Consider the following 15388-nt stretch of genomic DNA (forward strand, 5'->3'; position numbering starts at 1 on the left):
CCATTTGGTGATGCATCATGAATAAATTTGCTACCATCCTTGCAGGCGGGGGCGGAACCCGCTTCTGGCCGCTGTCTAGACAAGAGATTCCAAAGCAGCTTCTAAATATTAGCGGGAATGATATTATGCTAAACGATACGATCGAACGATTCAAAGGCATTATCCCTCAAGAAAATACCGTTATTGTTACGAATCGCTCTCAAGCAGTGCTTCTGGAGAGCATCATGCATAGCAGTGTTTCGAAAAGCAATATTTTGATCGAGCCCGTTGCCAGAAACACGGCTGCAAGCATACTTTTCGCAGCGTTATCTATAGAAAAATCACACGGTGATTCCTTGATGGTTGTGTTACCTTCCGATCATTATATAACCGATGAAGAACAATTTCGCCTTACGTTAGACGAAGCCTGTACAGTCGCGATGAAGACGGACAAAATCGTTACCATCGGAATTAAACCGACATTTCCATCGACTGGGTACGGTTATATCGCCTTTGATAAAGAATCCATTTCTTCAAATCCTGTTGCCGTATACGAAGTAGCTGAATTTGTAGAAAAACCGAACTTTCAGAAAGCACAAGGCTATCTGTCATCCGGTAATTATTTATGGAATAGCGGCATTTTCATTTGGAAAACTTCCGTCATTATTGATAATTTCAAGCGTTACCTGCCTCGACTGTATAAGACAATGCTTCCAATCAGCGATTATCTGGGCACGGATCAGGCAGAGGAAATCATTAATAACATCTATCCAACGCTTCAAAACATTTCGATTGATTACGGAATCCTTGAGCGGTCAGATGAAGTCGTTGTTTTGTCTGGTCAATTTGGCTGGAATGATATCGGCAGCTGGGATGCGCTCGGCGCGATCTTCCCTCCGGATCCATCAGGAAATATTATTAAAGCAAATCATATGGGCATAGATACACGAAATTCCATCATATACGGGAATGGCAGACTAATCACAACAATCGGCGTTGACGGCTTCATCATTGCGGACACTGGGGATGCACTTTTAATATGTCCCAAAGACAAAGCGCAATCCGTTAAAGATATCGTCGACCTGCTGAAGGAAAAAGGAATGACGGAGTATATTTAGCCTTCTGCCTTACTCTGGTGAAGATAATGGAACAGCCGCCACTTTGGGACCGCGATATTTGAAGAAGAAAGCCACACAGATAAGCGCCAAGCCGTTGATGGCAAAAACGAGCGGAATACCGATCCAGCCGCCCAAAAATCCGCCGATAATCGGACCGCTCATGGTCCCGAGCTGTGTAGCGGATTGATTTAAGCTAAACGCCCGGCCTCTAAAGCTGGAGTCCGTATATTTCACGATGAGCGCGTTTAACGCTGGGTAGACCGCAGCAAAAAACAACCCATAACTAAACCTCAGAATGCCAAAGGCTAACAGATGGTGAGTACCCAACTGAAGCAGATTCCCTATTCCTCCGCCAATTAGGCCGATGAATAAGGTTTTGGAGTAGGTGATTTTCTGTCCGAGTTTCCCCCATCTCGGTGCTGCAATCACGGTTGCGATGCCCACCGCAGAGAAAATAATGCCTGAGCTCAGCGAAGCTGAGCTTTTGCTGCCGCCCATTTGCAGCACATAGATGGTTAGCAGCGGCTCGACAATCATGACCGAAGTTGCCACCAGCATGGTGACCCCTAGTATTATCATGAAGGGGCGATTATGAGCAGCCGACTTCAAATCATCCATTACGCCCGACCTCACAGCCGAGCGATTAAAGTTCGTTTCCTTCGCCCCAAACAGCGCGATAAAGGCTGCGACTAAGACGACACACCCAGAGACCAGGAACGATTCTCGGTTCCCTACCCAGTGGCTGACGAATCCGCCAACCAGCGGACCGATGACACTTCCGGCGGCTCCTGCCGTTGACATGACCCCCAGCGCATAACCAACTTCTTTTTCAGGCGTGTTCGTGGCCACTAAAGCGATGGAAGCAGGAACAAAACCGGCAAGCAGCCCCTGAAGAATCCGGACGACAAGAAATATGTAAGGATCATGAACGAAAAAAGTCGCAAAATAAAGCACGCTTAAGCTGAATCCCGAGCGAATCAACATCGGTTTACGGCCATACTTGTCCGCCAAAGAGCCCCAAAAAGGCGCAATTAAAGCACTAGCCAAAAAGGTGATGCCAAACGTAATACCAGACCATGCTTCCAGGCCTTTATCAATACCGAACTCCGTATGTAGGAAGATAGGTAAGAAAGGAACTGAAATCGTATACGCCATGCCGCAGAAAAATACACCGATCCATAAAGTGATGAGATTACGTTTCCAGGAAAATGCCATGTGTTTACCCCCTGATGCTTAACGACTGAACGACCAAATACGAAAATCTCCCGACAACCGTGCAATGATATGTATATTTTATCATATTGTTTGAAGATTAGAAATTACATCGTGAATTATGAGAAATAGCCGTTTCCCAAGGTCGATCACCTTTTGAGACGGCCATTTATTGTTTATATCTCATCAAAATCCGTATGGTTACCGTTGTCGGCGAAGTCGAGGTCACCAGCAAGATCTCCCGACTGGTCACCTTGTTCATCTTCGGCGATATTTTGCAAATCATAAGCATTAATCGTGATAATCGGGTAGGCATGATTCGCTGCAATCTGAGCTGCCTGCTGTTTCATAAACTTGGGTGACCCCTCTGTATCTTCATCATAAACAAGAATGATGCCGTCCGAATTACGCAGCAGAAACTTGTCTCTTTCCTTGAACTGCCACGGTCCTTCGTATTTAGTCTTCGTCACGCTGTTCACGTAATTCGCGCGTTCCATGACGCTATTATAGCTATTTTTCTTATCATCGCTCCATTTTTCTTCTTGCTCAAGAAAAGGGGTAACGACAGCTAATTTCAGCTCTGGATAGGCACCATCTCGAAGTTCAAGCACAGCCTCAGCCGCCCACAATTCAACCCCCCATTGTCCGCTGACAACGACCCACTCTAGTCCTTCTTCCATAAGTGCGATGAGTCTCTTCTTGATCGCTTTTTTGATAATTGGAATGCCTGGGTGCTTTAAAGAAAAAATGCCCAGCTCAGATGCTTTATAACCCGTTATTAAGACTCGTTTCAAAAGAGGTACACCACCTTGTTGACTCTACCTAACAGGTTAGCATAGTTATGCCTCGATAGAAAGAAACTTCGAGCATGTGAGTAACGCAAAAAGAAGAGCCGCAGCTCTTCTTTTTCTATACGATTAAGATTCTAAAGCCTCAACCAACCAAGGGTAGGCCTGACTCCCATTCACTTCATGAACTCCTTCAAAGAGATGAACCCCCAGCTTCTCACCCGCACCCGATTCATCGTACACCTGCCGCAAATATTGAATCGCCACTTCCACTGTTTCTATCGGAAAAATAGGATCCTGCTGGCCAGATGCAATGAACAGCGGACGAGGAGCAAGTAACCCGAGTAATTCGGGGAGTTCCGAATATTCCAAAACACCAGGCAAATAATTGTCAATGCAATGACGAACATGCATAATGCTTCCTTTGAACGTATTTACAAAGGCGCAGAGTACCGTGGCTTTGATTCGTTCATCTATCGCTGCGGTATATGCGGCGATAAGCCCGCCTCCCGAGAAACCAAAGGATCCCACTCTTGCTGGATCCACATCCTCTCGCGACAACACATAATCGAGCGCCCGCCGCGCCTCTTGAACACGCACCCCCGCCAGCGAGATGCCATATAAAAACAGATGTGAAGCAAGTGTTTGACAGGATGAATTCCCGACTTTCCCATCCTTCTGATCCGCAGCCAGTCTTCGATCCCCGAATCCGATGATCTCGGGTACGACCACGATGAAGCCGCGTCTCACTAATTCCAAGGCATAATTGCCATGAAGATCCGGCTTACCTGTGTTATCAGTTCCATCCGGATGGAGTCCAACAATCTGGCGACTACCGTAACCATGTCCATGCAGAGCCAGTACCGCTGCAGTTCGCTCGGTCAATCTTTTAGGTAATAACACATAGGCCGGAACTCGCAATCCCCAGACCGTGCCGAATTCGATACGCTCTCGAAAATGATCTTCGAGCTCAATGCGCTCCAGGAGAACAGGACGAAGCTCATCCTTTTCTTCCAAAGCTATATCTAGCGATTTGATCAGGCGCTGCTTCAATCTAATCTTGGTCTGTTCGGCATTCTCGGCCCGTTTCTGCTGCCGACGTTTATTCTCGTAGGAATGATAGAGATTTTCCATGATTGAATCTGGATTCCACAACCAACCCCACCTCCAACTATCGTTTAAAAAGTAACAAGCTTATCCACCGCAACCGGTTGCCCCGTACGCATGGAAATATTACCTGCAATACCGGTCAAAATCGACATTGCCCCGTCAACATGAGAAGCAGCTCGCTCGAAGCGATCATCGGATGGCTGATCAAAAATGTCTTTCAAGAGGACCGGATCCCCGCCGCCATGACCGCCGACGCCTTCTTCAATTTCAACTTTATAAGGAGCCGCGAACATCGGAAATACCTTGATCGTCTTTTCCTTCAAAGCACCTTCGTCCTCTTTAAGACCACCGGAATTGACGTATGATTTCTCGACAACTCTCATTTCAATACGCCCCTTGCTGCCATTGAATTGCACATTGAAGCCTTCCCAAGGCATATATGCATTAAGCGAGTAGGTGAGAATGGCTTTGTTTTTATAGCGAACCATAACGCCCATTGTATCTTCAATACTAATTCCATCTCCAAAAACGCTTTGATCGCGTTGGTAGCCATCCTCATGTTCCGCATCCAAATACAGACCCTTGAGATGTTCATTTTCATCCAAATGAAGCGCAAAAGGATCATCCTTCGCATTTTCATTCCCTGTCGCACGTTGATAAAAGTTGGTCACGCCGCGCTTCTCTGCATTTTCCCTGCCATAGAACATCAAGCCGCCCATCGCAAAAACCGTCTCCGGACGCGTCCCTAACCAGAAGTTCACGAGATCAAAATGATGCGTTGATTTGTGAACAAGCAAGCCTCCGCCATTACGTTTATCGCGATGCCATCTGCGGAAATAGTCTGCCCCATGCTCCGTATTCAACAGCCACTCGAAATGGACAGAATGCACATCACCTATCGCACCATCCATAATTAACTCACGAATTTTCGTATTATGCGGAGCGTAACGATAATTGAATGTCACGCGAAGCTGCCGCCCTGTGCGTTTAATCGCATAAAGAATTTCTTGACATTTCTCTTCATCCACTGTCATCGGTTTCTCAGAAATGACATCGCAACCAAGCTCCATCGCTTTAATAATGTAGGTATGATGTGTGCGATCAACTGATGTGACAATGACATAATCAGGCTTTTCTTTACGAATCATTTCCTCGAACTGATCCGCTTTATATGTGGGAACAGCTTTATAGTCATATTTATTGACGAGTAAACCATTCGTGAAATTCATTCTCGTTTGATTGATATCACAAATCGCAACTAGCTCTGATGTTTCTTGAAAATCCTTCACGATAGCGCCATAGAAAAACTCCGCTCTTCCTCCGGTACCGACTAGTGCATAACGCTTTTTCATAAAAGTGAGCCCCTCTCGCGTATATGGATATGTTTTCATGTTCGAATGTCCTACCTCAAGATTAATACAATATTTGTTGCGTTTCTAATCAAATCTTGCTTAATGACTTTTATTCCTTGCATATCTTGCTATAATAAGTTATAAAAGATCGAACGAAGAGGTGTTTACTTTGCTACTCTACGAAATCGAAAGACTGCGCAGAGATCGCCCCTACTCTATGACTGTGAATCATTTTCATGATCACTATGAAATTTATTATTTACTCAGTGGAAAACGCTACTATTTTATACAAGACCGTTCCTATCTGATTCAAGAGGGTGACCTCGTCTTTATTGATAAAAATGAGCTTCATAAAACACGAAATGCGGATGCACTTCATCACGAGCGCATTCTACTTAGCTTTGATGATAGTTGGATACGTTCTATCGATGAGGACGCATCGACACATTTACTTGTTCCTTTTCAACAGAAACAGCATATCTTTTCCCTAACAGGTATGAATCGCACTTTTGTTGAGAACCTTCTATTCAGCTTATTGCGTGAACAGCAACAGGCCCTAGGCGGCTGGCAGCTGAACAGCAAAGCCCTGCTAACACAGCTTCTCATTTTCTGCTCGCGTCTCACCGATAAGATAAGCTCCGCTCAGGAAAACCCGCCAGCGCACAATCCCAAAATATTCGAAATCGTCGCTTATATCAACGAACAGTATAGAAACCGCCTGACATTAACTTCGATCTCCGAAAGCTTTCATATCAGTCCAAGCTATTTTTGCCGTACTTTCAAAGAAACGACCGGCTTTTCGTTCATCGAATACTTGAACAACGTTCGCATCCGTGAAGCTCAGCGGCTGCTCCGGGAAACGAAGTTGAAAGTCATTCACATCGCTGAGCAATCCGGCTTCGATAGCGTCGCTCACTTCGGCCGCGTGTTCAAACAAGTGACCACACAGACACCGCTGGAATGCCGCAAATTTATGCGCCATAGCGTGTAAAAGAGATTAGACACCTACACCCACTACTCACCGTCGCCGTAAGCGCGATTTCCGCGCTTATTCCAACCTGCCGCCAGACTTAAGCTCGTTTTCCGAGCTTATCTCACGCCCAGCTATGTACCTCTCTGCAGCCAACCAGGTCTCCACCACAACAAATAAGCGCGAAAAACGCGCTTTCAGTGAGAGTCGCCGAGCCGACAGAGTCTGAGAAGCTGAAAATTGACTTCTCAGCAGACCATCCTGCGCTTCCACGCTGAATAAGCGAGGAAAACGATCTTAATCTGGAGCGCTCAAACAAATAAGGGGCTGTCCAAAATGCCATATGGGAAATTCAGCCCCCAGGTTGAGAATTTCGAAGGCTGAATGCTACTTCCATTGGATTAATCCAATGGAAGTATTCATTTCAAGCAGAATACGTTTCGAATGTTCCAGAAGGTCACATCTCAAAAAAAACCTTCGAGCAGGCAACAACCTGCTCGAAGGTCTTTATTTTAAAACCCGAAATATTGCTTAGCATTATTATAAGAAATCCCTTGAACCAGCTGTTTCAGCAGCTGTTCGTCGTTCGGGAATTCTCCCGCTTCGACCCATTCCCCTAACATGTTGCAAAGGATTCTGCGGAAGTAATCATGTCTTGTGTAGGACAAGAAGCTCCTGGAATCGGTCAACATACCGACGAAGCGGCCAAGCAGACCAAAATTCGCCAGCGATTTCATCTGCGAAACCATACCATCTTTGGTATCGTTGAACCACCAAGCGGATCCTAATTGAATTTTGCCGGGAATACCATCGCCTTGGAAGCTGCCCATGAGGGAAGCGAGAATTTCATTGTCGCGTGCATTTAAGGAGTACAGAATCGTTCTAGGCAGCGAATCAGCAACAGCCAGAGAGGATAACAAACCAGTTAAGGCGCTTGCTACCGGGCTATCATTAATAGAGTCGAATCCGGTGTCAGGACCCAGCTGAGCGAAAGCTCGTCCATTATTATTGCGGGAAGCATTAATATGGTACTGCATCGCCCAATCCAGCTTCTTGTACACGCCCCCTAAGAACAACAACGTGAACGCTTTATATTTCTTCTCGTCTTCCAAACTAACCGCGTTGCCAGCCAGAGCTGCTTTAAAAATCTGATCTACTTCTTCTTTGGTAGCTGCAGCGTAAGGCACATAATCCAAGGCATGGTCAGATACCTTACAGCCAACTGAATCAAAAAACAGCGCTCTACTCTCTAATCCAGCCAGCAGGTCATCGTAGGAACTAATCGTGATGCCAGCGGATTGCTCCAATTGGCCGATCCACGGAAGGAAAGTGGCGCGATTGATTTCAAGCGCTTTGTCTGGACGGTAGGAAGGCAGAACTTGTGTGTTAAAATCTGTAAGCTCTTTAATTTTGATGTGATATTCTAGCGAATCCACCGGATCGTCCGTTGTGCAAATGACCGTTACTTTGGAATTCGTAATGAGATCTCTAGCGCGGGAACCGCCTTCTGCGAGCTTTGCGTTCACTTTTTCCCAGATGGCAGGTGCATTCTGCTCGTTAATGATGTCATAAACACCGAAATAAGTACGAAGCTCCATATGAGACCAGTGGTACAGCGGGTTGCCAACAGCCATAGGAACCGTTCCAGCCCATGCCAAAAAGCGCTCGTAATCGCTAGCGCCACCAGTGATTTTCGCTTCCTCCACACCGTTGGCACGCATCATTCTCCACTTATAATGGTCGCCGTACAGCCAAGCTTCCGTGATGTTATTGAATTGTTTATTTTCATAAATTTCCTTAGGACTTAGATGACAGTGATAATCAATAATCGGCAGATCTTTGGAAAATTCGTGGAATAGATGAACCGCGGTATCGTTCGTAAGCATAAAATTCTCATCTAAAAAATTTTTCATAAAGCTAAATTCCACCCTTCTCAAGCTGAATGATCTGCCCTCTATTCTAGCGAAAGGCGACTCGAAAATCTTGTGATTTTTTGCTTTCATTTTGTAAAATATGCATATATTGACCTCAAATTCGCCATAACTCGATCCTAGGCAAACAAAAAGCCCCATACACCAACAATCACGTTGGAACGGAGCTTCTCATTTATGGAACAGGCTGACCTACATTGGTCCCCGCTTGTATTTCCTCTGGCAGATCATCAGATGCACTCGGAACATGCCGCGGCTTATAATTTATGACATCGGAAGACGAAATACTAACGAAAACCCGGCCAGGTAAAGCCTGAGCCCTTATCAAAATAGGTTGATTGTAGTTGTTCTTAAAGCTGAAGTCAGGACCTCCCCAATTCACAGTAGCATCCCTACCTGGCGGAACATAGGGGACAGATCGGCTGTGCGAATATCTTTCTACGATTTTGAGACCAGCGCGATCCACTGCGTTAAACAATGTAGAAGAAATTTGGCAAATGCCGCCGCCAATCCCTTCAGAGAATTCACCCCTTACAATGATCTTCGCCGGCATGTACCCCTTGCCTCGCGTCCGAACACCAACAACACGGTTGAAGGAGAACGTCTCATTCGGTTGAACGACATAATTATTAATCGCTTGGGTGGCAAGCTTGATGTTCGTAAAGCGATATTTATTATTCGCATTAAAATAGGTCACATAATAACCGATGGGTCGCACACGTATATTCGCTAGCAACTCGCTGTCCACTTTGGGATATACAGATAACTGGGGCACTTCAAATTTCATCGGACCCTCTCGATAGTAATGTTCATAAAATTGCTCCACAAAAGCTTGACGATTCAGCCTTGCGCCTGCAATCTCCTTCACGATTCCTCCCTCATCATTAATGGTTGCATTAATCGGTTTGCGATACATATTCTTATCGATCACGTCCGTAAGCCGCTCTAATCGTTCGTTATCAATGATCGGTACATCAAGAAGATTGACCGTATACGATTCCCGCTGCACATTTGCTATGCTATGACCCATATTGTCATTCGTTATTCGAAATGGTACATCACTCTGCTGCGCAAGAAGCAACAAACCCATTATCCAACTATAACTCATGCATTCAATCACCCCTCCTCTAGTGTAAACAATTGAAATGATTCCATACTATGTAAAATGGGACCAGCCAACATCCATGGATGTTAGACTGATCCCTTATGGCTAAACGAAAAGATTAATGAGGATAAACCGCTTGGAATTCTTCGCCGCAAGGCCCCCCATTAGGGTTGACCTCTAAATCTACGGTCGTTCCATTCTGGCGATGCAAAGGTCGATAGTGATTGCTAATATGGGTTGCCGATTCGTTCACATAATGGCAGATGAACGCCCGACGGAATCGGTCCTTCGTTTTGTTTCGATAGGAGCCATGGATGAGATTCCCGTTAAAAAAGAGAACGTCGCCTCGCTGCATGATGACTGGCATGGCTTTTTCATCCTTCGGCGGCTTCACGTAGTGATTTGTGAAAGATTCATTGGCATCCGCGATATCCGGACAGGCGATTTCAAACGTATTCGTTTTGGGCACAACAAGTAAGCCGCCATTCTCATCATCTGCGGCATCAATTGCTGTCCACGCCGCTATGCAATTACCAGGCTCGACCTGCAGGTAGAAATTATCCTGATGGAGCGCTTGGCCGCGAGAGCCCGGCGGCTTGTAATAAAACATGCTTTGCGCGGCTAAGGCCTCTTCATCATACAAATCTGCTAACACTTCCATGACCGGCTGGTGCAGCATATATTTCTTTGCCGTTTCATTAAAGCGGTGCGGATGCATAACTCGCGGATATCTTTTTAACGGATCAGATCCATCCGCTTGTAAATCCGGCTCAAAAAAGCCTGGTACCGCATGATGGCTAATTCCCTCAAAAATATCATCGATTTCGGCCAAATTTTGCTCAGAAAACAATCCTTTTACAATTAAATATCCTTCTGATTCGAAGTGCTGTTTTTGTTCTTTTGAAAGCTTAAGCATTGTCCGTGACATATCGGTCCCCTCCACGAGTAAGTTAGGATGTATTCCCTTATGACATCATCATATCGAAAGCGCCATTGACATTGAAGTAAGGATGATGCTAAATACTCATACAATCCTGCTATTTCCTGATATACTTGTGGTAAATTGCCACATGTGACGAGAGGGACCCTTTGATCATGACTGGGCAGAGCGCTTCGACGGTAAAATTTATTTGACAGTTGACTCTTGGCAGGATAAACTGCTAGCAAGTTCAAGAATAAAAAGGAGGTTTCCTATGACTTTTGAAAGTAATCTTGATAAATATGCGGAGCTAACCGTCCGCGTCGCCGTGAACATTCAATCCGGCCAAACACTTTGGATTAACGCACCCATTCATCATCCCGAATTCGTTCGACTCATTGCCCGTAAAGCTTATCAAGCTGGGGCCAAACACGTACATATTGAATGGCAGGACGAAATCTGCACCCAAATTAAATATACCTATGCTCCTGATGAAGCGTTTCATGAATATCCATCATGGAGAGCGCAGGCGCTCGATGAGCTAGCCGATACTAACGGCGCCTATTTATTTATCGATGCCGATGATCCTGAATTGCTGAAGGATATCGATCCAGCTCGCATTTCCGCAAATTCCAAAGCCGCAGGCGCGAAATTAGAGAAATGGAGAGAAAGCATGTCCTCCTATCGGATGACATGGTCGATCATCGCGGCACCTTCTTCTGCTTGGGCGAAGAAAGTGTTTCCTTATTTGGAAGAGGAGGCCGCGATCAACGCCCTATGGGATGCCATTTTCCGAGCAACACGCGTCGATCAAGAAAATCCAATCCAGACTTGGATCGATCACAACGCGACGCTTCGGAGCAAAAGAGAACAGCTTAACGAGAAACAATTTCGGAAGATTCATTACCGTGCCCCAGGCACAGAACTAACTGTCGAGCTTCCGAATAATCATATTTGGCGAGGCGGCTCCGCCACCAATGGGACTGGCGGCTTCGATTTCAACCCGAATATCCCGACGGAGGAAGTCTTTATTTCTCCTCATCGAATGGGTACTCAGGGTAAAGTGCGCAGTACGAAACCCTTAAGCTATCGTGGTAATTTAATCAACAATTTCACGATCACTTTCGAAAGCGGGCGTGTTGTTGACTACACCGCTGAACAAGGCTTCGAGTCTCTTAAAGCCATGATCGAAATGGATGAAGGAGCACATTATCTGGGTGAAATCGCACTTGTGCCGCACGTATCACCAATTTCGAACTCCAACTTGATCTTCTTTAATACTCTGTATGATGAGAATGCCTCTAATCACTTGGCACTAGGCAGAGCCTTCCCTACATGTATAGATGGCGGCACTTCGATGTCCAAGGAGGAGCAAGAAAGCGCCGGCCTTAACAACAGTTTGATCCACGTAGACTTTATGATCGGCTCTGCCGAAATGGATATTGACGGCGAACATGCAGACGGCACGATTGAACCCATTTTCCGCAAGGGGAATTGGGCATTCTAGAAATGAAAAAGGGGCAGTACCGAAAGTCATGATCATCATGTCTCTAGGTGCTGCCCCTATTTTTCGATTATTCTATAAGCAGGCGTAAATGGTTATCCCCAATCAAGATGGATTCCATTTTTTCTTCTTTCGCATATCTTACACTAGCAAGCAGTACGTTTTCTTGCAGAACATAATCAAAACGCTCCAACGCTTCTTTCAACGTTAAATTGACATCGAGAACAAGATGGACTCGTTTATCAATCGGCAGCTCCAGCTTTTTACGGTAATCCTGAATGGCGCGTATGATTTCCCGTACTAGTCCTTCCTGTTCCAACTCTTCTGTTATTGCTGTGTTTAAGGCTACCGTGATCTGATTACTGGAAGCCGAAGCAAACCCTTCTTTGGCTAGTTTTTCCACTAGCATCTCATCAAGCGTGATATGGAATTCCTCTCCGTCGATCATTACTTCAAGCAAACCGTTATCGACCGCTCGCTTGGTTTCTGTTGTAGACAATTGCTTCAAGCGGTTTTGCAGCGGACCAACGAATTTACCATACTTTTTCCCGGCGACCTTAAGATTTAGCTTCACGTTGAAGTCAACAAAGCCGCTGTCGTTTTGTTCTATGCGGATTTCCTTGATGTTTATTTCATCTTTAATGATTTCTCCAAAACGGCCTATGTCGAAATGACGATCTAGCGAAACGATCAACTCCGAGAGCGGCTGGCGAGTCTTGATACCCGTATCATTCCGAATTGTTCGAGCCAACTCAACGATCTGCCGTGCGGTTTCCATTTCGCCTTCGAGCTTTGTATCGATAGCTGAATGGTTCGCACTCGGATAGTCAGCCAAATGCACGCTGCCTTCGCCGCCGAGGTTACCGTATATGTCCTCAGCAATGAGCGGCGCATACGGCGCTATCATCCGCGAGACTGTCAGCAGCACTTCACGCAGTGTTTGATACGCAGACACTTTATCAACGGTCATTTCACTGCCCCAGAAACGGTCGCGAGAGCGACGGATATACCAGTTGCTCAGCTCGTCGACAAACAATTCGATTTGCTTCGCCGGGTTTAAGAAGTCGTTAATTTCCAAGCCCTTACCTACATTTTGCAGCGTGCTGTTCAATCTTGATAAAATCCACCGATCCAATTCGTTCGCGTGCTCTTGAGGCGGATGATCTTCATGCTTATAGTGGTCAATCGTTGCATATAACGCATAAAAAGCATGTGTGTTATTGATCGTATCTACCACTTTGGATTTCGCTTCGGCAACAATTTGCTTAGAGAACCGCTTGCTGTTCCAAGGTGCGCTGTCCGACAACAGAGCCCATCGAAACGCATCCGTGCCAAATTCATCGATGATTTCCCATGGATCGATGCCGTTGCCTTTGCTTTTAGACATTTTTTGCCCATTCTCATCCAACACATGTCCGGTAGAAAGAACGGCTTTGTATGGCGATTTACCGTTATACAACGTTGAAACAGCAAGTAAACTGAAGAACCAGCCCCTTGTTTGATCAATCCCTTCGCAGATCATATCCGCTGGGTACTGCCCACCAAACAACGACGTCTCATCTTCGAATGGATGATGATACTGCGCAAAAGGCATAGAACCGCTATCGAACCACACGTCGATCACCTCAGGAGTTCTTTCCATGATGCCGCCACATGAGCAGCGCAGTTTCACTTCATCGATGTAAGGCTTATGCAGCTCCAAGCTTTCGTCAATTGGGGTTACTGATTTTTCCCGCAAATCTTGGTGGCTTCCCGGTGCATATTCTTCTCCGCAATCCCCGCATGACCAAACGTTAAGCGGGGTACCCCAATACCGATTGCGGCTGATGTTCCAATCGACAAGCTCTTCAAGGAATTTGCCGAAGCGCCCTTCGCGAATGTGAGAAGGATACCAGTCGATTTTACTGTTGTTTTCGATCAACTGCTCTTTGATTGCGGTCGTTTTGATAAACCAGCTCTCCATCGCGTAATAAAGCAGTGGAGATTTACAGCGCCAGCAGAAAGGATAACTATGCTCATAGCGCTCTTTGGAAAATAGTAGGCTGCGTTCCGACAAGTTTTTCACGATATCAACGTCACAATCTTTGACGAAGCGTCCGGCGAAGTCAGTGATTTGATCATTGTAACGTCCTGCCAAGTTCACAACATTCACAAAATCCAGCTCGTGTTGGCGGACTGTTCGGTAATCATCTTCACCATGGGCAGGAGCTATATGGACGATTCCCGTACCACTCGTATCCATAACATAGTCAGCGTCTACGACGATATGCCCTCTGTTTGGACTTATATAGCCGAAAGGAGGCTCGTAGGCCGTGCCGACGAATTCTAATCCTTTATGCACAGTTAAAATTTCGAAGTCTTCTTTGAAGACTTTTTCCGCGAGATTTTTGGCGACGATGTATACTTCGCCTTTATGTTTCACTTTGACGTAATCCAAATCTTTATTTACCGCCAACGCTACGTTCGCAGGCAGCGTCCATGGGGTCGTCGTCCAAGCCAGAAAGATTTCACTCGCATTTTTACTTCTGAATTTCACGGTGGCGCTTAAATCCTTTACATCTTCATAGCCTTGAGCCACTTCGTGAGAACTGAGCGTTGTTTGGCAGTCTGGACAATAAGGGCTTACACGGTGCCCCTTATATAACAGTCCTTTGTTATGGATTTTGGATAAAATGTGCCAAACACTCTCGATGTAGCCGTTATTGAGCGTAACATAAGGGTTATCCATATCCGTCCAGTATGCGATGGCTTCCGTTAGCTCACGCCACTGCTTTTCATATTCAAATACACTGCTTTTGCATTTCTCAACAAATTCGGCTACTCCGTATTTTTCAATCTCTTGTTTCCCCGAGATGCCCAGCTGCTTCTGCACGCCTAGCTCGACGGGCAAGCCATGCGTGTCCCACCCAGCTTTGCGGATGACTTGGTACCCGGACATTGTTTTATAGCGGCAGATGAAATCTTTCACAACACGACCAAGCACATGTCCGATATGGGGTGATCCGTTTGCCGTCGGCGGTCCTTCGTAAAAGACGAAATTCGGTTTGCCTTTACGGTTGTCGATCGACTTGCGGAACGTACCATTCAATTTCCATTGCTCTAAAACGCGCAGTTCGCGGGTTCTCGCTTTTTCTTTCACATCAATTTTTCTCATGTGTCACACACTCCTCTAATAAAATGATAGGCTAGTCGGGAAACGATGTTAAAGAAAAACAAAAAATCCCGCCCCGTAAGGGACGAGATTACATCTCGCGATACCACCCTAGTTCCGTAACGATCATAAGAATATGATCATTATAGCTCTCGATCTACGTACTATCATACGCGGCCCTTGTAACGGCGGGATCCCGGGTCAGCTTACTTATATCCTTCAGCTTTCCTTCTCGGAGGGGATTTTCGG

At 45.9% G+C, this 15388-nt stretch carries 11 protein-coding genes and 1 other annotated feature (1 of these 12 cut by a window edge); of the genes, 3 read left to right on the plus strand and 8 right to left on the minus strand.

The annotated features are described in order from the left end of the window. The first annotated feature begins 17 nt into the window (after window positions 1–17). Window positions 18–1097, plus strand: coding sequence for a mannose-1-phosphate guanylyltransferase (locus ACBP55_RS29000; protein WP_464646573.1), 1080 nt, complete (start codon window positions 18–20; stop codon window positions 1095–1097). Window positions 1098–1106: 9 nt separating this feature from the next. Here ACBP55_RS29000 and ACBP55_RS29005 read toward each other — a convergent pair whose 3' ends face one another. The 4 genes from ACBP55_RS29005 to ACBP55_RS29020 all read right to left on the minus strand — a co-directional run bounded on the left by ACBP55_RS29005 (window position 1107) and on the right by ACBP55_RS29020 (window position 5559). Further along, window positions 1107–2312 carry an MFS transporter gene (locus ACBP55_RS29005; RefSeq protein WP_464646575.1) on the minus strand — a complete coding sequence of 402 codons (1206 nt, stop codon included), beginning with the start codon at window positions 2310–2312 and terminating at the stop codon, window positions 1107–1109. A gap of 173 nt (window positions 2313–2485) precedes the next feature. Further along, window positions 2486–3103 carry an SLOG family protein gene (locus tag ACBP55_RS29010; RefSeq protein ID WP_064743508.1) on the minus strand — a complete coding sequence of 206 codons (618 nt, stop codon included), beginning with the start codon at window positions 3101–3103 and terminating at the stop codon, window positions 2486–2488. A gap of 123 nt (window positions 3104–3226) precedes the next feature. Continuing rightward, window positions 3227–4252, minus strand: coding sequence for a dienelactone hydrolase family protein (locus tag ACBP55_RS29015; RefSeq protein WP_464646578.1), 1026 nt, complete (start codon window positions 4250–4252; stop codon window positions 3227–3229). Window positions 4253–4275: 23 nt separating this feature from the next. After that, window positions 4276–5559 carry a Gfo/Idh/MocA family protein gene (locus tag ACBP55_RS29020; RefSeq protein ID WP_464646580.1) on the minus strand — a complete coding sequence of 428 codons (1284 nt, stop codon included), beginning with the start codon at window positions 5557–5559 and terminating at the stop codon, window positions 4276–4278. Between the two features lie 169 nt (window positions 5560–5728). On the opposite strand from ACBP55_RS29020, the gene ACBP55_RS29025 reads away from it, so the two are divergent. Then, entirely contained in the window at window positions 5729–6550 is an 822-nt protein-coding gene (locus tag ACBP55_RS29025; protein ID WP_464646581.1) for a helix-turn-helix transcriptional regulator, read from the plus strand. Window positions 6551–7041: 491 nt separating this feature from the next. Here the strand turns inward: ACBP55_RS29025 and uxaC are convergent, their stop codons facing one another. The 3 genes from uxaC to ACBP55_RS29040 all read right to left on the minus strand — a co-directional run bounded on the left by uxaC (window position 7042) and on the right by ACBP55_RS29040 (window position 10493). Continuing rightward, complete coding sequence (uxaC, locus tag ACBP55_RS29030; RefSeq protein ID WP_464646583.1) at window positions 7042–8442, minus strand: glucuronate isomerase; 1401 nt, start codon at window positions 8440–8442, stop codon at window positions 7042–7044. A 193-nt stretch (window positions 8443–8635) separates the two neighbouring features. Further along, window positions 8636–9568 carry a VanW family protein gene (locus tag ACBP55_RS29035; protein ID WP_464646585.1) on the minus strand — a complete coding sequence of 311 codons (933 nt, stop codon included), beginning with the start codon at window positions 9566–9568 and terminating at the stop codon, window positions 8636–8638. Between the two features lie 115 nt (window positions 9569–9683). Then, window positions 9684–10493 (minus strand): phytanoyl-CoA dioxygenase family protein, encoded by an 810-nt coding sequence (locus tag ACBP55_RS29040; protein WP_464646587.1) that lies wholly within the window; start codon window positions 10491–10493, stop codon window positions 9684–9686. Between the two features lie 265 nt (window positions 10494–10758). Between ACBP55_RS29040 and ACBP55_RS29045 the strand changes: the two genes are divergently transcribed. Next, a complete protein-coding gene (locus ACBP55_RS29045) occupies window positions 10759–11991 on the plus strand; it encodes an aminopeptidase (protein WP_464646589.1) in 1233 nt (410 codons plus the stop codon). Window positions 11992–12058: 67 nt separating this feature from the next. Here ACBP55_RS29045 and ileS read toward each other — a convergent pair whose 3' ends face one another. Next, window positions 12059–15142: an isoleucine--tRNA ligase gene (gene ileS, locus ACBP55_RS29050; RefSeq protein WP_464646591.1), complete on the minus strand. Its 3084-nt coding sequence runs from the start codon at window positions 15140–15142 to the stop codon at window positions 12059–12061. A 75-nt stretch (window positions 15143–15217) separates the two neighbouring features. Beyond that, window positions 15218–15388 (minus strand) — a binding site (T-box leader); it runs 87 nt beyond the window's last position.

The organism is Paenibacillus sp. WG02, from assembly GCF_055396115.1.

Excerpts from the sequence above, each read along its gene's own strand:
- ACBP55_RS29045 (WP_464646589.1), top strand. The coding sequence starts at position 10,759 with ATGACTTTTGAAAGTAATCTTGATAAATATGCGGAGCTAACCGTCCGC.
- ileS (WP_464646591.1), bottom strand. The coding sequence starts at position 15,142 with ATGAGAAAAATTGATGTGAAAGAAAAAGCGAGAACCCGCGAACTGCGC.
- ACBP55_RS29005 (WP_464646575.1), bottom strand. The coding sequence starts at position 2,312 with ATGGCATTTTCCTGGAAACGTAATCTCATCACTTTATGGATCGGTGTA.
- ACBP55_RS29035 (WP_464646585.1), bottom strand. The coding sequence starts at position 9,568 with ATGAGTTATAGTTGGATAATGGGTTTGTTGCTTCTTGCGCAGCAGAGT.
- ACBP55_RS29020 (WP_464646580.1), bottom strand. The coding sequence starts at position 5,559 with ATGAAAAAGCGTTATGCACTAGTCGGTACCGGAGGAAGAGCGGAGTTT.
- ACBP55_RS29040 (WP_464646587.1), bottom strand. The coding sequence starts at position 10,493 with ATGTCACGGACAATGCTTAAGCTTTCAAAAGAACAAAAACAGCACTTC.
- ACBP55_RS29000 (WP_464646573.1), top strand. The coding sequence starts at position 18 with ATGAATAAATTTGCTACCATCCTTGCAGGCGGGGGCGGAACCCGCTTC.
- uxaC (WP_464646583.1), bottom strand. The coding sequence starts at position 8,442 with ATGAAAAATTTTTTAGATGAGAATTTTATGCTTACGAACGATACCGCG.